The sequence below is a fragment of the Euryhalocaulis sp. genome, assembly GCF_013911995.1.
Lineage (GTDB): Bacteria > Pseudomonadota > Alphaproteobacteria > Caulobacterales > Maricaulaceae > Euryhalocaulis > Euryhalocaulis caribicus.
This window is the reverse complement of record NZ_JACESD010000020.1, coordinates 1-20,377: the sequence shown is the minus strand read 5'-3', so window position 1 is coordinate 20,377 and position 20,377 is coordinate 1. Positions and strand designations below refer to the sequence as shown.

The window sequence follows — 20,377 nt, the reverse complement described above, 5'->3', positions numbered from 1 at the left end:
ATCCCGGCCCAACACTCCGATTGCCATGGGGCGACACGCATGATCGAAGCCGGCCTGCCTTTTCCCGAGTGGCTCCAGCCCAATATTTTCACCATCGGCCCGGTGGAGCTGTTCGGCCGCGAATGGGCGTTCCCGCTGCGCTGGTACGCGCTGGCCTATATCGCCGGCCTGCTGCTGGGCTGGCGCTATGTGCTGATGCTGGTGCGGCGCGACCGGCTCTGGACGCGCGAACCCGGCGCAAAGGGCAAGTCCCCCATATCGCCTGAGGCGGTGGACGACATGTTCATCTGGGCGGTGGTCGGCGTTATCGCGGGCGGGCGGCTTGGCTATGTCCTGTTTTACGATACCAGCCTGATCTGGACGAACCCGTTACAGATCCTGATGACCTGGCAGGGCGGAATGAGTTTCCATGGCGGCCTGATCGGCGTCGGCCTCGCCATCTGGTTCTTCGCGCGCTCGCGCGGCATCGGCGTCCTGCGGCTGGCCGATCTTTTCGCCGCCGCAACGCCCATCGGCCTTTTCTTTGGCCGCATCGCGAACTTCGTGAATGGCGAACTCTGGGGCCGGCAGACCGATCTGCCCTGGGCGATCCGTTTCCCGGCGGGCGACTATGTCCCGCGCCATCCCAGCCAGCTTTACGAGGCGCTGATGGAGGGGCTGATCCTGTTCGCGGTGATCTTCGCCGCCACCTGGCGTTTCAAATCGCTCAGCCGCCCCGGCATGAATACCGGTCTGTTTCTTGTCGGCTACGGCGTCTCGCGCATCCTGCTGGAATTCGTGCGCGCGCCCGATGAACACATGCAGGCGCTCTATGACCAGTACACGTTCGGAATCACCATGGGCATGATGCTGTCTGTTCCCATGGCGCTGGCCGGGCTCTGGCTGATCCGTCTCGCGTTCAAGACGCCGGCCGCCCGCGCCACGGCATGACGGAAATCCGCGAACGCCTGATCCGGCGCATCCGCAGCGAAGGTCCGGTCTCCATCGCCGCCTATATGGCCGAGGCGCTGTTCGACCCGCGGGAGGGTTTCTACGCCACCCGTGATCCCATCGGCGCCGGGGCGGATTTCATCACCGCCCCGGAAGTCAGCCAGATGTTCGGGGAGCTGATTGGCCTGTGGTGCGTGGAAGCCTGGCGCGACATGGGCGCGCCGGACCCGTTTCACCTGATCGAGCTTGGACCGGGGCGCGGCACGATGATGAGCGACGCCCTCCGCGCCGCCCGGCTGGACGAGGGGTTCGCCAGGGCCGCCCGCGTGCATCTGGTCGAGGCCAGCCCGGCCCTCAAGAATGTGCAGGCGCAAACGCTGGCCAGCGCGCCGTTTCAGATCGGCTGGGCCGATGCGCTGGAAGATGTCCCCGCCGGCCCGTCCATCATTCTCGGCAACGAATTTCTGGACTGCCTGCCTCTGCGCCAGTTCGTGAAGCATGGCGGCGAATGGCGCGAACGCCTGATCGGTTTTGCCCCCGATACGGACGACACGCTCGCCTTTGTCCTGTCGCACGCCCCGGCCAGCGCGCTGGAAATCGAACAGATCGCCGCGCCCCTGCGCGATGCGCCGGAGGGCGCGCTGGTTGAAACCCGCCCCGGCGATGCGTCTCTTGTGGATGTCATTGCCCGGCGGTTCCACGCTGATCCGGGCCGCGCCCTGCTGATTGATTACGGTCCGGCGGACAGCGAAACCGGCGACACGTTCCAGGCGATCAAAAGTCACGAGAAAGTCGATCCGCTGACCGATCCCGGCAAGGCGGACCTGACCGCGCGCGTCGATTTCGGCGCTCTGAAGCGCGCCGCGGAAGCCGCCGGCCTTTCCGCCAGCGCGCCGGTGGAGCAGGGGGCCTGGCTCACCGCGCTCGGCATCGAACAGCGCGCCGCCGCGCTCTCCATGTCCGGCAAGGCCGATCGCGGCCTGATCGTGCGCCAGCTTCACCGCCTGACCTCTGACGACCAGATGGGAACGCTGTTCAAGGCGATGTGCCTCAGCGCGCCGGAACTTCCCTCCGCGCCCGGCTTTTGATCTTTAAGTCCGTCCCGGCAATCACTAGCGTCAGGTCCATGACCCTTATCCCCATACAGGCCGAAAACCTCAGCCGCCTGCCCGGCGTCCGCCACGCCTTCTTCACGCGTGAAGGCGGCGTCTCCGAAGGTCTCTATAAAGGTCTCAATTGCGGCGTCGGCTCCAATGACGATGTGAAGGCCGTGGCGGAGAATCGCCGCCGCGCCAGCGAATGGCTGGGCGGGACCTCCGACCGCCTGATTACGCTCTATCAGGTCCATTCCGACATCTGCCTGCGCGCCGACGAACCCTTCGCGGATCGTCCGCAGGCCGACGCCACGGCCAGCGAAACTTCCGGCCTGATCCTCGGCGTCCTCACCGCGGACTGCGCCCCGGTCCTGCTGGCGGACGCGGAAGCCGGCGTCGTAGGCGCGGCCCATGCCGGCTGGAAAGGCGCGCTGGGCGGCGTGGTGGAATCCACCGTTTCCGAAATGGTCTCGCTCGGCGCGACGCGGGAGAAGATCGCCGCCGCCGTCGGCCCCTGCATCGCTCAGCCCAGCTATGAAGTCGGTCCCGAATTCAAGGAAACCTTCCAGAAGGAAGACTGGTCCTTCGACCGCTTCTTCACGCCGGGGCAGGGCGGCCGCTTCCAGTTCGATCTCAAAAGCTTTGTCGCCGAGCGCCTCGCCCAGGCCGGCGTCGGATCGATAGAAACCGCCCCGCACGACACCTATGCGGACCCGGACCGCTTTTATTCCTATCGCCGCGTAACGCATGAGGGCGAGGGCGATTACGGCCGCATGCTGTCAGCCATCATGCTGGACCCGGCATGAAGGGCCGCGTCCTGATCATCGCCGGCTCCGATTCCGGCGGCGGCGCCGGTATTCAGGCGGACATCAAGTCCGTCACCGCGCTGGGCGGCTACGCCATGACCGCCATCACCGCCCTGACCGCCCAGAACACGAAGGGCGTGCACGGCGTTCATCCCGCCCCGCCTGATTTCGTCGCGCAGCAGATCGCCGTCACCGCGGAAGACCTCGGCGCCGACGCTATCAAGATCGGCATGCTGGGCGTGAAGGAGATCGTGGAGGCGGTGGCGGACGCGCTGGAAACCGCTGCGCTGGACGCGCCTCTCGTTCTCGATCCGGTGATGGTCGCCAAGGGCGGCCAGAGCCTGCTGGACGAGGCCGCCGTCTCCGCCATGCAGGCCCGCCTGATTCCGGGCGCATCGCTGGTCACGCCCAACGCGCCGGAGGCCGCGCGGCTGACCGGCGAGGCGGTGGAAGACCTGCACGGCCAGCGCCGCGCGGGCGAGGCCCTCTTGAAGGCCGGCGCAAAAGCCGTGCTGATCAAGGGCGGCCACATTCCCGGCGACACCATCCACGATGTTCTGATGACCCCGGCGGGCGATCACATGTTCGACGGCCCCCGAATCGACACGCGCCACACTCACGGCACGGGCTGCACGCTGGCCTCCGCCATCGCCGCGCGGCTGGCGCAGGGCGATGACCTGCCCACCGCCGTCGATGACGCCCGCGCCTATGTGCTGCGCGCGATAGAGACCGCGCCCGGTTACGGTGCCGGGGCCGGCCCGCTCAATCACGCCTGGCCCTGTTCCGGGTCCGATCTCGGGCGCGGCTAACCCAGCACCGTCGCCAGCGCCCCGGTCACCCGGTCGATATCGTCATCATTGGCGTGCAGATGCGGCGTGATACGCAGGCGCGGCCCGCGCTGGGAGATATAGACATTCTTCTCCGCCAGTTGCGGGATCAGGGTCTCCGGCGCGCCGTCCGGCAGGGCGGCGGTCAGGTAGTGGTTGGCCCGGTCCGGCGCGCCGCCGCAATCCAGCCCCGCTTCCTCCAGCGCCCGCGCCAGCGTCGCGTTGAACGCGCCCAGCGTCTCGCTCACCGCCTCCGGCGTCCACTCGGCGATCTGGCTCAGCGCCGCCTCGACCATCGGCAGGAGCTGGAAGTTCGACCGCTCGCCCATGTCGAACTTGCGCGCGCCCGGCTCGTAATCGTCGGCGTAATTCGTCAGCCCGGCGAAATCCTCCGCCCCGCGCCGCACGATCCAGTTCTCCTCCAGCGCCTGTCCGCGCCAGTGCCGTTCGGCCACATATAGCGTCCCGGTGGAGTAGGGGCCCAGCTGCCACTTGTAGCAGGCCGCCACCGCGAAATCGGGATCGACCGCCGCCGCGTCGAACGGCAGCGCCCCCAGCGATTGCGTAAGGTCCAGCGCCAGCGCCGCGTTTGCCTCGCGCGCGGCGGCGGCGATCCTCTCCAGGTCCAGCCGACCGCCATCCACCCAGTGCACCTGCGGCAGGGCCAGCACGGCGCAGCCCCGGTCCAGCGCGTTCAGCACCGCGTCGGTCCAGCTTTCATTGGCGCCGCGCGCCGCCATCCGCACATTCGCCCCGCGCGCTGCGGCCAGCTTCCGCCAGACATAGATGTTGGAGGGAAACTGGTCGGCCAGCGTCAGGATCGTCTGCCCCTTCTCCACGGGCAGGTTCCGCGCCGCCGTGGCGAGGCCATAGGAAGCGGCGGGGACCAGCGCCACGTGATCGGCGCTCGCCCCCCACAGCTTCGCGGCCAGCCCCCGCACCCGCTCGCTGGTGGAGAAAAAGTCCGGCGGCGTGGTCTTCCACGGCGCGGCCCGGCTCTCCAGCCCTTCGCGCCCCGCCTTCGCCGCCGCGCTTAGCAGCGGCCCCATATAGGCGGCATTGAAATAGGCGACATCGCCCGGAACCTCGAAAACATGACGCTGATTGGAAAGCATGACGCCTCGCCTCTGCCGGAATTTGTGCTGCACCGCGTCAATCATGGTTGACCCGCGCAACTGCCTCGGTAAGCCTTTCCGCCATGACGAACAATCCAAAGCCGACCGTCAAACCCGAAGATCCGCGCTTCTCGCCCGGCCCCACGCGCAAGCCGAAGGGCTGGACCCTGTCGAAGCTGGAAAACGCCGCGCTGGGCCGCAATCACCGCTCGGCCCCGGCCAAGGCCAAGCTCAAGCGCGCCATCGACCGCACGCGCGAGGTGCTGCAGGTGCCGGACACGCACCGCATCGCCATCGTCCCCGGCTCCGACACCGGCGCGGTGGAGCTGGCCATGTGGGCCATGCTGGGGCAACGCGGCGTGGACGTCTTCGCGTGGGAGGCCTTCGGCAAGGACTGGATCACCGACGCCATTGAACAGCTGGATCTGGATGATCTGCGCACGTTCGAGGGCGAATATGGCGAGCTGCCGGACCTGTCCGCCGCGCAACCGGATCGCGACATCGTCTTCACATGGAACGGCACCACGGCCGGCGTGCGCGTGCCGGACGCGGACTGGATCAGCGCAGAGCGTGAGGGAATCACGATCTGCGACGCCACCTCCGCCGCCTTCGCCCAGCCGCTGGAGTGGGACAAGCTCGATGTCGTCACCTATTCCTGGCAGAAAGTGCTGGGCGGGGAGGCCGCGCACGGCATGCTCATCCTCTCCCCGCGCGCCGTGGAGCGGTTGGAGACCTACACGCCGCCGCGCCCGCTGCCCAAGCTGTTCCGCCTCGTGAAGGACGGCAAGCTGGACGAGTCCGTGTTCGAGGGTTCGACCATCAACACCCCTTCGCTGCTCTGCACCGAGGACTATCTTGTCGCCCTCGACTGGGCGGAAGCGCAGGGCGGCCTGAAAGCCCTGCACGCCAGGGCGACCAGCAACGCGAAGATCATCGACGACTTCATCGAGGCCAGCGACTGGTGCGTGCACCTGTGCAAGGTCACGGCGCTGCGCTCCAATACCGGCGTCTGCCTGCGTTTCGCGGACGGTTCGCTGGACCACGACGCGCTTCAGGCCGGCATGCTGAAGCGTCTGGCGGAAGAAGATGTCGCGGTGGATTGCGGCGCCTACCGTACCGCCCCGTCCGGTCTGCGCATCTGGACGGCGGCCACCGTGGACCCGGATGATCTGCACAAGCTGCTGCCTTGGCTGGACTGGGCTTATCGCGATACGGCGAAAGAACTGATGGGCGCCTGACCGGCGATTTCAACGCATACAGGTTTCCCGCGCGCGGGCGGCGGTGTATCTTCCCCCCGATTCATTTCTCGAGGGGGCTGGTCCACATGAAAACTCTGTTCTGCGCCGCCGCTGCGGCGGCCATTCTGATTGCGCCCGCCGCCGCGTCCGCGGATGAAATCCGTCTGGGCGCCGTGGCGCATGACATTGACGGGCTGGACGCCGGCGTCAGCGGCAAGGAAAGCGGCTCGGCGATCAACGTGGAATATATGTGGGATCGCTTCGACGGCCCCAACTGGCTCCTGTCTCCGCACCCCTATATCGGCGGCAATATCCATCTTGAGGGCAAGACCAGCTTCGGCGGCGCGGGCCTCAACTGGCGCGCCAATTTCACCGACAGCTTCTATGTCGATTTCGGATTCGGCCTTGTCGTCCATGACGGCGAGAAGGAAATTCCGGACGCCGAACCCGGCCTGTCGCCGGAGGAAAACGCCCGCCGTATCCGCGAGAATTCGGAGAATATCGAATTCGGCAGCCGCATCCTGTTCCGCGAACAGCTGGCCCTTGGCGTCCGCATGACCCCGACCTGGTCGGGAGAGGTGTTTTACGAGCATCTCAGCCACGGAAATATCCTCTCCGACGGCGCCAATGAGGGCCTGGACAATGTCGGCGTGCGGGTCGCCCGCCGCTTCTAACGGCTATGCGCGCTTGAGGCGAAGGGCCGGTCCGGGCTAGAGCGGCGCGGTTCAAGCACCGCACTCGGAGTTTTAGGTCATGGCCAATGTCGTCGTGGTCGGCGCCCAATGGGGCGACGAAGGCAAGGGAAAGATCGTCGACTGGCTCTCTCACAGGGCCGATCTCGTCGCCCGTTTTCAGGGCGGCCATAATGCCGGCCATACGCTGGTGGTCGACGGGACGACCTACAAGCTCTCCCTGCTGCCCTCCGGCGTGGTGCGCGGAAAGACATCGCTGATCGGCAACGGCGTGGTCATCGACCCGTGGGCCTTCGCCAAGGAGCTGGAGCGCCTGAAGGGCCAGGGCGTCAAGCCGACCCCGGAAACCCTTGTCATCGCCGAAAACGCCGCGCTGATCCTGCCCGTCCACCGGGACCTGGACGAGCTGCGCGAAAGCCGCGATGACGGCATGACCATCGGCACCACGCGCCGCGGCATCGGCCCGGCCTATGAGGACAAGGTCGGCCGCCGCGCCATCCGCGTCATCGATCTGGCGGACGAGGAATTCCTCACCAATCGCGTGAACGACCTGCTGCATCACCATAATGCGCTGCGCCGCGGCTATGGCCGGGAGGAATACGACCCGGCGGAGCTGGTCGCCGCCCTGATGGAGATCGCCCCCTCGATCCTGCCCTTTGTCGGCCCGGTCTGGAAAAAGCTGGATCAGGCCGTGCGCTGCGACCAGAAAATTCTGTTCGAAGGCGCGCAGGGCGTCTGGCTGGATGTCGATCACGGCACCTATCCCTACGTCACCTCGTCCAACACCGTCGCCGGTCAGGCCGCGGCGGGTTCGGGCGTCGGTCCCCGCGACCTCTCCTTCGTGCTCGGCATCGCCAAGGCCTATACGACCCGCGTGGGCGAGGGGCCGTTCCCGACCGAGCTGTCGGACGATATCGGCCACAAGCTGGGCGAGCGCGGCAATGAGTTCGGCACCGTCACCGGCCGCCAGCGCCGCTGCGGCTGGTTCGACGCGGTAATGGTCAAACAGGCCGTCACCACCACCGGCATTGACGGCGTCGCCCTGACCAAGCTGGACGTGCTGGACGGCTTCACCGAAATCAAGGTCTGTGTCGGCTACAAGCTGGGCGGCAAGCGCATCCGCCGCTTCCCCGTCAGCCGCGTCGATCAGGAAGCCCTGCAGCCCGTCTATGAGACGTTCGAGGGCTGGGACGGCTCCACCAAGGGCGCCCGCTCCTGGGCGGACTTGCCGGCCAACGCCGTCAAATATGTCCGCCGGATCGAGGAACTGATCGGCTGCCAGGTCTCGCTGCTCTCCACATCGCCGGAGCGCGAGGACGTCATCCTGATGAAGGACCCGTTCCGCGGCCGCTAGGCCGCGTTTTCTGCAACGCAAAGGACGGCGGAAACAATGTTCCCGCCGTCCCGGCTGTATCGGCCTTGATGGCGCAGGCGGTTACGCGCTGGCTTGCACCTTCCAGTTCGGTTGCAATTCTTCATGCGGCGGGCAGGGCGCGACCGCGCCTTGCGGCAGGCCGGCGAGTTCATTGGCGAAGCCGTGATTGACGTCGCGGTGATGGGCTTCGTCCGCTCTCACCACCAGCACCACGTCGCGCAGGCGCGCATCGTCCGGCAGGCCCCAGTAACGCTTGGCGATCTCCGGCGCTGGCACGTTTTCGCTGCGGCCCTCGTCGATCTCCGCCAGATAGTGGGTATAGCTGATGACGGCTTCTTCCTCGAAATAGCCGACCACGCGATGCGCCGTGCGCGGCGAGGCGAGATACAGCAGGAAGAAGAAATTATAGAACACGCCCTGCGCGATCAGCACCATCGCGCGTTCGAACAGGTTGGGCTTCGCGACCTCGATAAAGGTCATCAGGTGCATGCGCTCGTTTTCCGCCTCGTCCATCAATGTCTTGATCCAGCCGCGGTCGTCGCACATGCGGCGCAGACATTTCAGATGGTTCAGCGTCGCCCCGACCATGCCGGGCACGGCCGCCACGGTTTCCAGGACCACTGCGCGGTGTCCGTAACGCTTGGCGAAGAAGGTGTCGGCGAACAGGCGCAGCGCCTTGACGAAGCCGAACGCGACGCGGTCGCGCACGCCCTTTGCCTTGTGATGTACGTCGAGGTCGATGAAGGGTTCGGTCATGGAAGGACTCCGTTCTGGACCGGGATGGATTGGTGAAAGCGAAGCGTCAGCGGACGCCGTCGTCATAACCGCGCCGCGAACTGATGAAGACCAGCGCCATCAGGCCGCCGCCCACCAGCAGGGAAATCGCCACGCCGGCGGTCAGCGCCGCCCAGCCATGTCCGCTGATCTGCGTCGCGCCCATGCTGTTCCACATCCAGACCGCCATCGCGATTGTGGCGGCCAGGAAGCCGGACAGGGCAAGGATGAGAAGGTGAGCCGCTTTCATTTCGCGTCTCCTCTGAGAGGTGATGAAGGGCGGGCCGATCCCGGGGAATAGAACATCGCCATTTGCAGGCTCTGGGCGATGCGTTCGGCCCGGTCGATAAAGATGGCGGCCGCCTCGGCGCGGCATTCGCCTTTGACGGTGTCACGGAACAGCGCCAGCCAGCGTTCGAAATGGTCGGGCCGGGCTTCGCTAATTCTCTGGTGCGCGGGCAGGGGCTTTCCCTTGTAGCGCCCGCTCATCAGCAGCACCGAAGACCAGAAATCCGTCATCCGCTCCAGATGGGCGGGCCAGTCCGTCGGGGCGATGCGCCGCCCGAAAATGGGCGCCAGCTCCGCATCGGCGCGCACGCGCTCGTAAAAGCGGTAAACGACGCGGCGGATCAGACGCTCGCTGAAATCGGGATGCAGGGCGCTGCGTCCGGGGCGCGCGGGTTTCGCGGTGAATTCAATGGCGGGCATCGGGCCGCTCCTTTAAAGCGGTATTTGATATGCTTGTTTATCCTTATTGCGGACGCCGCAGAAAAGCAATACATAAAATACCTGTTTAAAGAGGTTCGATGCAGCTTACCCTCCATACTGATTACGCCCTGCGCCTGATGATCCAGCTGGCCATGCGCGCGCCGCAGCGCCTGACCCTGGAGGAAGTCGCGCGCGCCTACGGCATATCGAAGAACCATCTGACCAAGGTGGCCCAGACTTTGACCGAGCATGGATTGATCCGGAGCGTGCGCGGCCGGGGCGGCGGGCTGGAGCTGGCCTGTGATCCGGAAACGGTCACGGCCGGCGCGGTGGTGCGCATGACCGAGGAGAATCTGAACCTCGTCGAGTGTTTCTCGAGCCAGCGTAATACCTGCCCCATCACGCCCGCCTGCCGTCTCAAACAGACACTGGGCCGCGCCCTGAACGCCTTTCTGGATGAGCTGGACAAGGTGACCCTGGCCGATCTGGCCGAACCGCGCGGGGAGCTGATGGCGTTGCTGGCCCAACACGCGAAACAGGCTGAATCGCCCCCTTCAGACCCTCGCGGCTCAAAAGCCTGAAAAGTTTGCGCGTCCAGCGCGTTTCGCCGCCTTGCGGCGCGTTCAAGCCTGGGGTTAGCTTGGAGCCGATCAAACGCACCTAGCACCTGTCAGGGGAATTCCGTTGAAGACCATTATTTCCGGCGTGGCGCTCGCCGCGCTCTGCCTCGCTACGCCCGCCCTCGCTCAGGAATTCGAGAGCCAGGTGCCGGGCGAGTCCGTGCGCGATCTTCATGACCGCATGCTGACCATGGACACCCATGTCGACATCGACGGCAAATACGCCACGCATGAGCTGGACCCGGGCACGATGACCGCCGCGCAGGTGGACCTGCCCAAGATGCGCGCCGGCGGCCTCGATGCCGCGTTCTTCATCGTCTATGTCGGCCAGGACGAGGTCACGGAGGCGGGCTATGCAGAGGCGCGCGCCAAGGCGGAGGACAAATATGTCCGCATCCGCCGCATGCTGGACGCCTACCCGGATCAGGTGGAGCTGGCGCTGACCGCCGATGACGTGGAGCGCATCGCCGCCACTGGCAAGCGCGTCGCCCTGATCGGCATGGAAAACGCCTATCCGCTCGGCCCCTCGGTCGAGGATCTGGAGATGTGGCGCGACCGCGGGGTCCGCTATGTCAGCATCACCCATATGGGGCACAACCAGTTCGGCGATTCCTCCAATCTTCGCTTCGATCTGGGCGATGAGCCGGGCCAGAATGACGGCCTCACGGATCTCGGCCGCGAACTGGTGAAAGAGGCCAACCGCCTCGGGATCATGGTCGATATCTCCCATGTCGGGAAACAGACGACGATGCAGGCGATGGAGCTTTCCACCGCTCCGGTCGTCGCCTCCCATTCCGGCGCCAAGGCGGTTTCCGACAATCCCCGGAATCTGGACGATGAACAGCTTCGCGCGCTCGCCGAAAATGGCGGCGTGGCGCAGATGGTGGCCTTCGATTCCTACGTAAAGCGCCCCTCGGACGCGCGTATCGACGCGGAAGAGGCGATCCGCGCCGAGATGGGCATGGAAAGCTCGGCCGACCGTCAGGCCGCCAGCGAGGAAAAGCGCCGCGAATATTATTCCCGCATCAACGCGCTGGACGCGGAATTTCCGCCCGCCACCGTCGCGGACGTGGTCGACCACATTGACCACGCTGTCGAGGTCGCCGGCATCGACCATGTCGGCATCTCGTCGGACTTTGACGGCGGGGGCGGCGTCACCGGCTGGGACAACGCCGCCGAAACCCCGAACGTCACCGCCGAGTTGGTCAAGCGCGGCTATTCGGAAGAAGAGATCGAAAAGCTCTGGGGCGGAAACCTGCGCCGCGTCATGCGCGCCGTTGAAGCGGCGGCGGAGTAGGGCATGGACGACATCACCGTCTACGGCCTGAAAAGCTGCGACACCTGCCGCAAGGCGCTGGCCGAACTGGACGCAGCGGGCAAGTCCGTCACCTTCGTCGATATCCGCACAGAAGCGGATTTGAAGAAGAAGGTTCCGCTCTGGCTGGCCGCCGCTGGCCCGGACAAGCTGGTCAACAAGCGCTCCACAACGTGGCGCGGCATGACTGACGCTGAAAAGGAAGCGGCGCTGACCGAAGAGGGCGCGGTCAAGGTCCTCTGCGCCCTGCCCACCCTCATCAAGCGCCCGGTGATTGAGGACGGCGAGACCGTCCATGTGGGCTGGGCGAAAGCGCAGAAGGAATCGCTGGGACTTTCGCCTAAGCTTTAACTGGGTCCGCCGCGCGCAAATCAGGCGTTTCGCCTCGGGCTAGGTCGTGCAGGAAATGATTCCATTCCCGTTCTCCTGCAAGCGTGACGCGCAAGGCACGTCCCTGTTCGTTGCGCTTCAGCCAGCCTAGTGCCTGAAAACGGTGCAGCAGGGCTGCACCACTGCCGCCAGCGAGGTGCTCGGTGCGTTCGCTCCAGTCGAGGCAGGCCCGACAAACGGGCCTCCGGGCGCGAAACAGCTCCGATGTGTCCACGCCTAGGCCGTCCATTACGCTGCGACCGAAAGGGCTGAGGGATATGCCGTCAGAATCAACGGAGATCGCCCCTCCTGAAATCATGGCGCGATAAAGGGATACGCCCATTTCTCCAGCCAAATGATCGTAACAAATCCGAGCTCGTCGCAGATTTTCATCAGTTGGACCCGGCCGGAACGGCACATGGTTCAGCCTATGGGCAAGACCAAGCAAGCTTTCTAGAGCCTCTGCCACTTCAAACCCGGCCAGCCGAACATAACTGTGGCGTCCCTGCTTGATGCGGACGATCAACCCGCTTTCCGAAAGTTGACGAAGATGGGCGGAGGCGGTGGGTGCGGAAACGCCAGCGACCTGCGCTAGCTCGCCGGCCGTGAAAGCTTGGCCGCCCAGCAGCGCAGTCAACATCGCTGCGCGTGCGGGGTCGCCGATCAATGCAGCGGCGCGCGTAATATCCGGACCTTCAGCCATTGTTCTATTCTAGCAGATTCACGCCAGGCGATTGCTTCGTTGCTGCTCGAAACAAATGGCCTGATGCTCCGCCTATTCTCTGCGCCTTTCTCACAAAGCCGGGAGTCATAAAAAAATGAGCCTATTGTGTTGCATCCGCTACCGTATCGACCCGTTCCAGAAGGAAGCTTTTGAGGCCTATGCGCGCGAATGGCTGCAAATTATTCCTGAATGTGGCGGTCACCTCATTGGCTATTTCATGCCGCATGAAGGGACGAACGACGTCGCGCTCGGCCTGATCGAATTTGAAAGTCTCGCCGACTATGAACCCTATCGCGCCCGATTGCGCGCCGACCCGGCCGGCCGAGCGAATTTCGACTATTCCGAGATCCGCCGTCTGATCCTGCGCGAGGAACGCACTTTCCTGCGGAGGGTTGTCCGATGATCTTGGTCCTGTTCGAACTCAGTCCCGCCGACGGACGCGCCGGTGATTACTTCGATCTGGCTGCCGCGCTCAAAGCGGAGCTGGAGACGATAGACGGATTTGTGTCGATCGAGCGTTTTGAGAGCCTTCAGCGGCCCGGTCGTTACCTTTCCCTGTCGGCGTGGCGGGACGAAGCCGCCATAGCTGAATGGCGTAATAAGGCCGCCCATCGCAAGGCGCAGGCGGCTGGACGTTCCGGCATTCTTGGCGATTACCGTTTGCGTGTGGCTTGCGTGGTGCGAGAATATGGTTTGCATGACCGGGCCGCTGCTCCGCCCGATAGCCGCGCGGCGCATGAGTGAGCGCGCTGGCAGGCCAGCCTAGGCTTGAGCTTTACGCACCCGCCGTGATCTATGAACGGTCGGTTCCGTTGAAGACGAGGGAGAGGCCGCCATGTTCGACATCACCGTTCCTGAAACCGCGATTTTCGCCCGGCTCTACGGGCTATACCTGCTGGCCGGCGGTGTGGGCCTGTTGCTGGGCGGCGGGCGCTACATGCGCGCGATGGAGCAGTTCCGCGACAATGCCGCGCTGACCTATCTGGGCGGCGCGGCCGCCTTCGCGGTCGGCGGGGCCACCGTCGCCCTGCATAATATCTGGGCCGGCGCGCCATCCATTGCGATCAGCCTGATCGGCTGGGCGGCGCTGATCGAAGGCGCGGTGATGCTGGCCTTCCCCGGCCCGCTCATGGCCGCCGCTTCGGCTCTGGTCCGTTCGCGCGCCGCCATCTTCATCTTTTCCGCCATCACCATCCTGCTCGGCGTCTGGCTGCTGGCGGCGGGGTTCAACGCGGAAGTCTAGGCGCCGATCCGGTTCGCCAGCGCGGCGTGGCCGGCCAACATGCGGTCGCGCTCTGACCAGTCCACATCGGTGGAAAATTCGCCGCGCTTGTGCGTGCCGCCCAGAACGATGCCGCTCTGGCGCGGGAACATGTAGAGCGTGCCCTGGTCCGTGCCGGTCACATAGCCGTAATTGATCTCCGGCTGCGGCAGCAGCATGGTCAGCTGGCCCTGCACCGGGATCATCGCCTCGTCCCCGAACAGCGCCCGCGACCCCAGCCCCGTGCAGTTCATCACCGCCCGCTCGTCCAGCCGTTCGACATCCTCGATGCTCTCGAACCGCCGCCGCACGATGCGCCCGCCGGCGTTCTCCACATCGCGCATCAGGGCGCGCAGATAGATGTCCGGATCGATCATCAGCGTCTTGCGCGCCAGTACGGACGGAAAGCCGAACCAGCGGTCCGGGTCGCGATAGCCGTGAGAGCCGGGATACAGGTCCGCGCCCTCCGGCGGCGGCTCGCCGGGGCCGGACCGCACGCGGCGCTGGAGATAATATTCGTCGATCCAGCGCACGCCGTAGGACGGGTCGTTCACATAGTGCTGGAAAGTCCGCTGGGCGTAGCGCGCGGCATAGACGAATTGCGCCATGAAGGCGTCGCTGACCGAAGCCTCGTCATAGATTGTCGCCGGCCCCCACACCGCCGCCGCGATATTGGATGTCGTATAGGGCGGCAGGTCCTCGGCATAGATCGTCACCTCGAACCCGCGCCGCAGCAGCATCAGCGCGGTGGTCAGGCCGTTCACCCCGGCCCCCATCACCGCCCAGCGCGTCTCGTCCGTCGCGCCCAGCGCCTCGGTCACCGCCAGCGCCGCCGTGCCCCAGCTCAGCGTGATGCCGCAGCCGCCATGCCCGTAATTGTGAACCACCGTCTTGCGCCTTGTCAGGCGCTCGGCCGCCACCACGAAGCCCGCCGGGCGGTAGGGCCGCAGCCCCACCACGGTGCGGATCACGCGGTCCGGCGACACGTCCAGCTTCGGCAGGCGCACCGCCGGCGCCGGCGCTCCCTGCGCCCGGACCAGCCCCGGCGCCGCCGCCACGGCCGCCGCGCCGCCGGCCAGTTTCAACAGATCCCGCCGTCTCATAATTCGCGTCCCTCTCGCGCCCCGCCGCCGCGCAGACTATCATGCCCCCGCCGCGCCGAAAGGCCCGGAAACGCCGTCAGGGGAGGGGCGCGATCATGCCGCCAGGCCGCATACCGCTGTTCCAGTGGCTGAACTTTGTCTTCTACGCCCTGCTGGCGTTCGAGATGCTGCGCCTGTGGATCGCTCCGGGCGAGGGCGACGCGCCGCGCATCTACACGCTCACCATCCTGATGGCGTTCGAATTTGTCATGGTTCACTCCGGCGTCTTCATGGCCGTCATGCCGCGCCGCTGGTCGATGCTGGTCTTCGTGCCGTTCTACGGCCTGTTCGCGCTGGCCTTCACCGCCTCGGCCGGCAATCTCTCCATCCTCATCCTCTATCTCGCCGTTGTCGCCGTGCGCGCCCGCCACGCCTTTTCGGACGCGTCAGACGAGGTCCGCGCCCGCACCATCGCCACCTCCGCCGCTGCGGCCGGCATCTATTTCGTCTGTGTCTTCGTGTTCGCGATCGGCGCGGGTCTGGTGCCCGTCTTCGGCCTCACCGGCGACTATCTGGACGCCTCGGGCTATCGCGACCTGATGACCGCCGAGGGCATTTTTCCCGAAATGCCGCAGGTCCCGCTGGCCATGGGCGCGGTCTATTACCTCCTGCTGGCCTATGCCGAATTCCGCATTTCGCGCATGGACGCCCTGGGCGCAGGCCCGCTGGCCGAGATCGCCAGGGCCATGCCCGAGCGCATCCGCGCCCGCCCGCCGCGCGACTGATCCCCCTTTAGCGACTCGCCGCCCTCTGCTAGTCTCCGCTTCGATTAATCCGAGGGGCGCGGCGCCGCACGCCGCTGAGATGGGCCTGATGCTGGTCCAGCACCCTTAGAACCTGATCCGGTTCGCACCGGCGAAGGGACGGAACACTTCGGCGCCCGCAAACCCTTTCGCGCCGAACCGCCTTCTCCGGCTCCGGGTCGTCACGTTTGACGAGGAGCCACCCCATGAACAAACCCGTGAACCAGGCCGCGTTCGACACGCCCGAGGTCACCACCGGCCCGCTGCCCGCCAGCCGCAAGGACTATACGAACCCGGCCGCCGCGCCGCAGCTTCGCGTCCCCCGCCGCCTGATCGACCTCCACCCCTCCAGCGGCGAGGCCCCGTTGCCCGTCTATGACGCCTCCGGCCCGTATTCGGACCCGGATGTCGCGATAGATGTCGAGGCCGGCCTTCCCCGCCACCGCCATGACTGGATCGTCCAGCGCGGCGTCAAGGCCTATGAGGGCCGCGAGGTGAAGCCGGAGGACAATGGCGGCGCGAGCGGAAAGCACCTCGCCCGCGAATTCCCCGTCCGCAACGCCCCTTACCGCAAGCGCGGCGACGCCCCCCTGACCCAGATCGAATGCGCCCGCGCCGGCCTCATCACCGAAGAGATGGTCTTTGCGGCCGAGCGCGAAAATCTCGGCCGTCAGGCCGCGCTGGAGGATGCGAAGGCGCGCCTCGCCGACGGCGAGAGCTTCGGCGCCGAGATCCCCGAATTCGTCACCCCCGAATTCGTGCGCGACGAAATCGCAAGAGGCCGCGCCATCATCCCGGCCAATATCAACCACCCGGAGCTGGAGCCGATGGTCATCGGCCGCAATTTCCTCACCAAGATCAACGCCAATATCGGCAACTCCGCCGTGGCGTCCTCGGTGGAGGAGGAGGTGGAGAAGATGGTCTGGGCCATCCGCTGGGGCGCGGACACGGTCATGGACCTCTCCACGGGCCGCAACATCCACAACACGCGCGAATGGATCATCCGCAATTCGCCCGTCCCCATCGGCACCGTCCCCATCTATCAGGCGCTGGAGAAGGTGAACGGCGTCGCCGAGGACCTCACCTGGGAGGTGTTCCGCGACACCCTCATCGAGCAGGCCGAGCAGGGGGTGGATTATTTCACCATCCATGCCGGCGTGCGCCTGCCTTTCGTGCCGCTGACCGCCGGCCGCGTCACCGGCATCGTCTCACGCGGCGGCTCGATCATGGCCAAGTGGTGCCTGGCCCATCACGCCGAGTCCTTCCTCTATGAGAATTTCGCCGAAATCTGCGAGATCTGCCGCGCCTATGACGTCTCCTTCTCCCTGGGCGACGGCCTGCGCCCCGGCTCCATCGCCGACGCCAACGACGCCGCCCAGTTCGCCGAGCTGAAAACGCTGGGCGAGCTCACCGAAATCGCCTGGGATCATGGTTGCCAGGTGATGATCGAGGGGCCGGGCCACGTCCCCATGCACAAGATCAAGGAGAATATGGAGAAACAGCTCGAGGCCTGCGGCGAGGCCCCGTTCTACACGCTCGGCCCGCTCACCACGGACATCGCCCCCGGCTATGACCACATCACCAGCGGAATCGGCGCGGCGATGATCGGCTGGTTCGGCTGCGCCATGCTCTGCTACGTCACCCCGAAAGAGCATCTGGGCCTGCCCGACCGGGACGACGTGAAGGTCGGCGTCATCACCTACAAGATCGCCGCCCATGCCGGCGACCTCGCCAAGGGCCACCCCGCCGCCAAGCTCCGCGACGACGCCCTCAGCCGCGCCCGGTTCGAGTTCCGCTGGGAAGACCAGTTCAACCTCTCCCTGGACCCCGAAACCGCGCGTCAGTACCACGACCAGACCCTCCCCAAGGAGGCCCACAAGGTCGCCCATTTCTGCTCCATGTGCGGCCCCAAATTCTGCTCCATGAAGATCAGCCAGGAAGTCCGCGACTTCGCCAAGGCCAACCCGGAAGCGCTGGCGACAGCCGAACGCGCCGCCTCAGAGGCGGAAGCAGACGAGGGGATGGCCGGGAAGGCGGAGGAGTTTAAGGCGAAGGGCGGGGAGATTTATGTGGAGGCCAAGGGGTAACGCGTCAGGCTTCCCAACAACGCTAACAGACCAACGCCGGTATAATGCGCCGCTTCCTTCTCACGCTTCTGCTCTGCTGCCTGCTGGTCTGTGCGCTCTATCTGGGATGGGCGGCCGTGGCCTTGCCGGACCGATACGGGGCAGGGATGGGCTGGCGGCCCATCCTCTGGAACCTTGCCCTGTTCTCAGGCGTCACCGCCTTCTGGATGACGGCGCTCGGCTGGCCGCTTCACCGCCTGCTCGTCCGTTTGAACCGGACCGGTTGGCGCGCCTATCTGGCGACCGGCTTCGCGGCGGGCCTCGCCGTCACCCTCGTCTTCGCCCTGCTCTCGGTCCCGTTCAGCTATTTCTACACCGTGTCGATGAACAGGCAGATGGTAGTCATGAGCGTCATTTTCGGGCTGTTTGGTGGCGGCTGCGCCTTGATTGGCTGGTGCATCTATCATCGCCCGAAGAGAAAGACATATACATCACCCGAGGAGAAAGACATATAGACTTAGATAAAAGAAACCGCTTTTATTCTATATGCTCAAGCGAATTAAATTGAATAGGGTGCGAGATGAATTCAACGTTTCATGGCACGTAATTTCATTAGATATTCTTCGCCGTAATCGGTTAAACCCCAATATACGTTCTTATCAGTGGCAGAGCGTTTTGTTTGGCCTTTTTGGATTAAGTTTAAGGCGACAAGCTGAATTTTTATTTTATCGAAGTCTTCATTCTTAATCTGTGGACGAAGGCCTAGCTGGGCTGACCTCCCTTGGACATCTTTTTCACTCTCTGCGAAGGCGCATATTCGAGACTTAAAGGAGCTTTCACTAGCCTCTTGAAGAAGTGTGGGCGCGGCATTTGAAAATATTTCATCCCAGGTTGACTCTACGACATGTTCTCGTCCTTGTGAGGCATAACGGTTAGGTTCAATCGTAAGTATTACCTTATCAGCGCCATGCTGTAGGCTTTCGACATCAGCGGGTGGCCCTGATCTCTTCAGTTCTGCAAGCTCATCTCTAAGCCTCGCAAGCGCGGCTGGGTCAGAGGCTTGACTGGCCCTAACCCAGCCTTCACGAGGGTTTTTCTTAGTTTCCGTAACGAGTGCCTGAAGAACAACGGCCCTAAGAGTTTCTCTGTCTTTCCAAAATTTGACATGCCTACCATCGCAGACTTTAGCACGAAATTCATCAAGTTTTTTTCTTGATTCATCATTTTGATCGGTCTTGCCTGAGGGTATAGCGTTCGGGTTTTCATGTACAAAAGCTAAAACAGGAATTTGATTTTCTATCGCGTATTCAAATTCCATTTCAGTGTAACTTATACCTTCAGCATTTAAAGATCCGTATCTACCACCAACCACGATTATATAATAATCGCTATCGTCTATTACTGATTTAATTAGTTGCCATTGATCGTCGTCGGAAGCCGGAAATAATTCCATTCCGGCGGGGAAATGATCAAGAGATAAAATAGCTTCCTGTATTGCTTTCCTCTCATCAATCAAATCGGCGAAAGTAGAGCTTACAAATACTTGGTATCTTTTGTCCATTCGTCTCAATCGCGTTGGCTGCGTTAGGGGAAAGATTATCCATGATACTATCTTTATTGGTCAACCAATAAAACGAATTGCCTTGGTCATTATGAGGTCTGATTTTTTCGGTGATGGAAAGAATAGGTCGACGTAGTGCGTGTTCTCCGCTCATACACCCTCCATCGCCACGTCCCGCGGCTGTCCTTTTGCTTGTCCTGCTCGCCGCCTGCACCACTGCACCCGAGATTTAACGACGCGCATTGACTTCTGACCGCCGGCCCGCATCCCGTGAGGCATGACGCAAAACATCCTCCTCCTCGGCGCCGGCCACGCGCATCTGGAAGTCGCCCGTCGCGGCGGTGAATTCGCCGCGGCCGGCCACAGCCTCACCCTGATCGGCCCCGGCGCGTTCTGGTATTCCGGCATGGCGACCGGGATGCTCGGCGGGGCCTGGGGCGCGGCGGCTGACCGGCTGGACCCCGCGCCGCTGATCCGCCGCGCGGGCGGGCGCTTTGTCGCCGGGACCGCCGCGGCCATCGACCGCGCGGCGAAGACCGTCACGCTGGGGACCGGAGAGACGCTCCCCTACGATTTCCTGTCCCTGAATATCGGCAGCATCACCGCCGCCCCCTTCGCCCTGGACGCTCCCGGTGTCTGGCCGGTCAAGCCGATCGAAAATCTCGGCCGCCTGCGCGCCGCGCTGGAGGCGGGCGAGGGCGCGGAGGATATCCTGGTGATCGGCGGCGGCGCGGCGGGGTGCGAGTGCGCCGCCAATCTCCTCGCGTTCGCCCGCCGCACGGGCCGCGATCTCCGCCTCACGCTCGCAAGCGCCGCCCCGCGCCTGCTGGAGGACTGGCCGCCCGGCGCCGCCCGCGCCATGGCGGCTTTCCTCGCGCGCCACGGCGCGACCCTCCGCCTCAACGCCCCCGTCGCCGATCTCGCCCCCGGCGCCGCGCGCCTGAAATCCGGCGAAACCCTCCCCTTCACCCACGCCCTCATCGCCACCGGCCTGAAACCCCCGCCGCTGATCGGCTC

24 protein-coding genes and 1 riboswitch are annotated in these 20,377 nt (G+C 64.6%); of the genes, 17 read left to right on the top strand and 7 right to left on the bottom strand.

Annotation, left to right across the window (positions count from 1 at the left end; all coding sequences use genetic code 11):
• The first annotated feature begins 39 nt into the window (after positions 1–39).
• Genes lgt through thiD form a run of 4 tightly spaced genes read left to right on the top strand, consistent with a single transcriptional unit; the run spans position 40 to position 3,639 of the window.
• Positions 40–930, top strand: a complete 891-nt coding sequence (lgt, locus tag H2040_RS07155; protein WP_287156329.1) for a prolipoprotein diacylglyceryl transferase — start codon at positions 40–42, stop codon at positions 928–930.
• Positions 927–2,018: a class I SAM-dependent methyltransferase gene (locus H2040_RS07150; protein ID WP_287156328.1), complete on the top strand. Its 1,092-nt coding sequence runs from the start codon at positions 927–929 to the stop codon at positions 2,016–2,018. The genes lgt and H2040_RS07150 overlap by 4 nt, the downstream gene beginning before the upstream one ends.
• A 38-nt stretch (positions 2,019–2,056) precedes the next feature.
• The gene (gene pgeF / locus H2040_RS07145) at positions 2,057–2,830 is read left to right on the top strand and encodes a peptidoglycan editing factor PgeF (protein ID WP_287156326.1); all 774 of its coding nucleotides are present in this window, start codon (positions 2,057–2,059) and stop codon (positions 2,828–2,830) included.
• On the top strand, positions 2,827–3,639 hold the full coding sequence (gene thiD, locus H2040_RS07140) for a bifunctional hydroxymethylpyrimidine kinase/phosphomethylpyrimidine kinase (protein WP_287156322.1): 813 nt from the start codon (positions 2,827–2,829) through the stop codon (positions 3,637–3,639). The genes pgeF and thiD overlap by 4 nt, the downstream gene beginning before the upstream one ends.
• On the opposite strand, the gene H2040_RS07135 is transcribed toward thiD, so the two are convergent.
• Complete coding sequence (locus tag H2040_RS07135; RefSeq protein WP_287156320.1) at positions 3,636–4,772, bottom strand: aminotransferase class V-fold PLP-dependent enzyme; 1,137 nt, start codon at positions 4,770–4,772, stop codon at positions 3,636–3,638. The two genes, thiD and H2040_RS07135, sit on opposite strands and share 4 nt — an antisense overlap.
• A gap of 83 nt (positions 4,773–4,855) precedes the next feature.
• On the opposite strand from H2040_RS07135, the gene H2040_RS07130 reads away from it, so the two are divergent.
• From H2040_RS07130 to H2040_RS07120, 3 genes are all read left to right on the top strand, one after another.
• Positions 4,856–6,010, top strand: a complete 1,155-nt coding sequence (locus tag H2040_RS07130) for a phosphoserine transaminase (protein WP_287156319.1) — start codon at positions 4,856–4,858, stop codon at positions 6,008–6,010.
• Positions 6,011–6,096: 86 nt separating this feature from the next.
• Entirely contained in the window at positions 6,097–6,684 is a 588-nt protein-coding gene (locus H2040_RS07125; protein WP_287156318.1) for an acyloxyacyl hydrolase, read from the top strand.
• 79 nt (positions 6,685–6,763) lie between these two features.
• Complete coding sequence (locus tag H2040_RS07120; RefSeq protein ID WP_287156317.1) at positions 6,764–8,056, top strand: adenylosuccinate synthase; 1,293 nt, start codon at positions 6,764–6,766, stop codon at positions 8,054–8,056.
• A gap of 81 nt (positions 8,057–8,137) precedes the next feature.
• Here the strand turns inward: H2040_RS07120 and H2040_RS07115 are convergent, their stop codons facing one another.
• From H2040_RS07115 to H2040_RS07105, 3 genes are read right to left on the bottom strand one after another with little or no spacing between them, the layout of a single operon-like run.
• Positions 8,138–8,833: an alternative oxidase gene (locus H2040_RS07115; RefSeq protein WP_287156316.1), complete on the bottom strand. Its 696-nt coding sequence runs from the start codon at positions 8,831–8,833 to the stop codon at positions 8,138–8,140.
• 46 nt (positions 8,834–8,879) lie between these two features.
• Positions 8,880–9,101: a hypothetical protein gene (locus H2040_RS07110; protein WP_287156314.1), complete on the bottom strand. Its 222-nt coding sequence runs from the start codon at positions 9,099–9,101 to the stop codon at positions 8,880–8,882.
• Complete coding sequence (locus tag H2040_RS07105; RefSeq protein ID WP_287156310.1) at positions 9,098–9,559, bottom strand: group III truncated hemoglobin; 462 nt, start codon at positions 9,557–9,559, stop codon at positions 9,098–9,100. The genes H2040_RS07110 and H2040_RS07105 overlap by 4 nt, the downstream gene beginning before the upstream one ends.
• 98 nt (positions 9,560–9,657) lie before the next feature.
• On the opposite strand from H2040_RS07105, the gene H2040_RS07100 reads away from it, so the two are divergent.
• From H2040_RS07100 to H2040_RS07090, 3 genes are all read left to right on the top strand, one after another.
• Positions 9,658–10,140 (top strand): RrF2 family transcriptional regulator, encoded by a 483-nt coding sequence (locus H2040_RS07100; RefSeq protein WP_287156309.1) that lies wholly within the window; start codon positions 9,658–9,660, stop codon positions 10,138–10,140.
• Positions 10,141–10,243: 103 nt separating this feature from the next.
• Complete coding sequence (locus tag H2040_RS07095) at positions 10,244–11,476, top strand: dipeptidase (RefSeq protein ID WP_287156306.1); 1,233 nt, start codon at positions 10,244–10,246, stop codon at positions 11,474–11,476.
• Positions 11,477–11,479: 3 nt separating this feature from the next.
• The gene (locus H2040_RS07090; RefSeq protein ID WP_287156304.1) at positions 11,480–11,845 is read left to right on the top strand and encodes an ArsC/Spx/MgsR family protein; all 366 of its coding nucleotides are present in this window, start codon (positions 11,480–11,482) and stop codon (positions 11,843–11,845) included.
• Here H2040_RS07090 and H2040_RS07085 read toward each other — a convergent pair.
• A complete protein-coding gene (locus H2040_RS07085; protein ID WP_287156302.1) occupies positions 11,835–12,566 on the bottom strand; it encodes an ArsR/SmtB family transcription factor in 732 nt (243 codons plus the stop codon). The genes H2040_RS07090 and H2040_RS07085 overlap by 11 nt on opposite strands.
• Positions 12,567–12,681: 115 nt before the next feature.
• Between H2040_RS07085 and H2040_RS07080 the strand changes: the two genes are divergently transcribed.
• The 3 genes from H2040_RS07080 (at position 12,682) to H2040_RS07070 (ending at position 13,830) form a co-directional block, all read left to right on the top strand.
• Positions 12,682–12,990 (top strand): NIPSNAP family protein, encoded by a 309-nt coding sequence (locus H2040_RS07080; protein WP_287156300.1) that lies wholly within the window; start codon positions 12,682–12,684, stop codon positions 12,988–12,990.
• Positions 12,987–13,331, top strand: coding sequence for an antibiotic biosynthesis monooxygenase family protein (locus H2040_RS07075; protein WP_287156299.1), 345 nt, complete (start codon positions 12,987–12,989; stop codon positions 13,329–13,331). Before H2040_RS07080 ends, H2040_RS07075 begins: the two co-directional genes overlap by 4 nt.
• A gap of 91 nt (positions 13,332–13,422) precedes the next feature.
• Entirely contained in the window at positions 13,423–13,830 is a 408-nt protein-coding gene (locus H2040_RS07070; protein ID WP_022697630.1) for a hypothetical protein, read from the top strand.
• Here the strand turns inward: H2040_RS07070 and H2040_RS07065 are convergent.
• Positions 13,827–14,951, bottom strand: coding sequence for an FAD-dependent oxidoreductase (locus H2040_RS07065; protein WP_287156298.1), 1,125 nt, complete (start codon positions 14,949–14,951; stop codon positions 13,827–13,829). The two genes, H2040_RS07070 and H2040_RS07065, sit on opposite strands and share 4 nt — an antisense overlap.
• A gap of 95 nt (positions 14,952–15,046) precedes the next feature.
• Between H2040_RS07065 and H2040_RS07060 the strand changes: the two genes are divergently transcribed.
• The 3 genes from H2040_RS07060 (at position 15,047) to H2040_RS07050 (ending at position 18,314) form a co-directional block, all read left to right on the top strand.
• A complete protein-coding gene (locus tag H2040_RS07060; RefSeq protein WP_287156297.1) occupies positions 15,047–15,715 on the top strand; it encodes a hypothetical protein in 669 nt (222 codons plus the stop codon).
• A 42-nt stretch (positions 15,716–15,757) separates the two neighbouring features.
• Positions 15,758–15,871, top strand: a riboswitch (TPP riboswitch).
• A 68-nt stretch (positions 15,872–15,939) separates the two neighbouring features.
• Entirely contained in the window at positions 15,940–17,820 is a 1,881-nt protein-coding gene (thiC, locus tag H2040_RS07055; RefSeq protein ID WP_287156294.1) for a phosphomethylpyrimidine synthase ThiC, read from the top strand.
• 44 nt (positions 17,821–17,864) lie between these two features.
• Complete coding sequence (locus tag H2040_RS07050; RefSeq protein ID WP_287156292.1) at positions 17,865–18,314, top strand: hypothetical protein; 450 nt, start codon at positions 17,865–17,867, stop codon at positions 18,312–18,314.
• Positions 18,315–18,385: 71 nt separating this feature from the next.
• Here H2040_RS07050 and H2040_RS07045 read toward each other — a convergent pair whose 3' ends face one another.
• The gene (locus tag H2040_RS07045) at positions 18,386–19,360 is read right to left on the bottom strand and encodes a DUF4062 domain-containing protein (RefSeq protein ID WP_287156291.1); all 975 of its coding nucleotides are present in this window, start codon (positions 19,358–19,360) and stop codon (positions 18,386–18,388) included.
• 277 nt (positions 19,361–19,637) lie between these two features.
• Here H2040_RS07045 and H2040_RS07040 point away from each other — a divergent pair.
• Positions 19,638–20,377: NAD(P)/FAD-dependent oxidoreductase (locus tag H2040_RS07040; RefSeq protein WP_287156290.1), on the top strand; the 740-nt coding region annotated here is incomplete at its 3' end.

Bases quoted from the DNA above. Each gene is read 5' to 3' on its own strand.
- H2040_RS07085 (WP_287156302.1), bottom strand. From the start codon at position 12,566: ATGGCTGAAGGTCCGGATATTACGCGCGCCGCTGCATTGATCGGCGAC.
- H2040_RS07050 (WP_287156292.1), top strand. From the start codon at position 17,865: ATGCGCCGCTTCCTTCTCACGCTTCTGCTCTGCTGCCTGCTGGTCTGT.
- lgt (WP_287156329.1), top strand. From the start codon at position 40: ATGATCGAAGCCGGCCTGCCTTTTCCCGAGTGGCTCCAGCCCAATATT.
- H2040_RS07065 (WP_287156298.1), bottom strand. From the start codon at position 14,951: ATGAGACGGCGGGATCTGTTGAAACTGGCCGGCGGCGCGGCGGCCGTG.
- H2040_RS07125 (WP_287156318.1), top strand. From the start codon at position 6,097: ATGAAAACTCTGTTCTGCGCCGCCGCTGCGGCGGCCATTCTGATTGCG.
- H2040_RS07110 (WP_287156314.1), bottom strand. From the start codon at position 9,101: ATGAAAGCGGCTCACCTTCTCATCCTTGCCCTGTCCGGCTTCCTGGCC.
- H2040_RS07150 (WP_287156328.1), top strand. From the start codon at position 927: ATGACGGAAATCCGCGAACGCCTGATCCGGCGCATCCGCAGCGAAGGT.
- H2040_RS07130 (WP_287156319.1), top strand. From the start codon at position 4,856: ATGACGAACAATCCAAAGCCGACCGTCAAACCCGAAGATCCGCGCTTC.
- H2040_RS07105 (WP_287156310.1), bottom strand. From the start codon at position 9,559: ATGCCCGCCATTGAATTCACCGCGAAACCCGCGCGCCCCGGACGCAGC.
- pgeF (WP_287156326.1), top strand. From the start codon at position 2,057: ATGACCCTTATCCCCATACAGGCCGAAAACCTCAGCCGCCTGCCCGGC.
- thiC (WP_287156294.1), top strand. From the start codon at position 15,940: ATGAACAAACCCGTGAACCAGGCCGCGTTCGACACGCCCGAGGTCACC.
- H2040_RS07100 (WP_287156309.1), top strand. From the start codon at position 9,658: ATGCAGCTTACCCTCCATACTGATTACGCCCTGCGCCTGATGATCCAG.
- H2040_RS07135 (WP_287156320.1), bottom strand. From the start codon at position 4,772: ATGCTTTCCAATCAGCGTCATGTTTTCGAGGTTCCGGGCGATGTCGCC.
- H2040_RS07045 (WP_287156291.1), bottom strand. From the start codon at position 19,360: ATGGACAAAAGATACCAAGTATTTGTAAGCTCTACTTTCGCCGATTTG.
- H2040_RS07070 (WP_022697630.1), top strand. From the start codon at position 13,423: ATGTTCGACATCACCGTTCCTGAAACCGCGATTTTCGCCCGGCTCTAC.
- H2040_RS07060 (WP_287156297.1), top strand. From the start codon at position 15,047: ATGCCGCCAGGCCGCATACCGCTGTTCCAGTGGCTGAACTTTGTCTTC.
- H2040_RS07090 (WP_287156304.1), top strand. From the start codon at position 11,480: ATGGACGACATCACCGTCTACGGCCTGAAAAGCTGCGACACCTGCCGC.
- H2040_RS07080 (WP_287156300.1), top strand. From the start codon at position 12,682: ATGAGCCTATTGTGTTGCATCCGCTACCGTATCGACCCGTTCCAGAAG.
- H2040_RS07075 (WP_287156299.1), top strand. From the start codon at position 12,987: ATGATCTTGGTCCTGTTCGAACTCAGTCCCGCCGACGGACGCGCCGGT.
- H2040_RS07115 (WP_287156316.1), bottom strand. From the start codon at position 8,833: ATGACCGAACCCTTCATCGACCTCGACGTACATCACAAGGCAAAGGGC.
- H2040_RS07120 (WP_287156317.1), top strand. From the start codon at position 6,764: ATGGCCAATGTCGTCGTGGTCGGCGCCCAATGGGGCGACGAAGGCAAG.
- thiD (WP_287156322.1), top strand. From the start codon at position 2,827: ATGAAGGGCCGCGTCCTGATCATCGCCGGCTCCGATTCCGGCGGCGGC.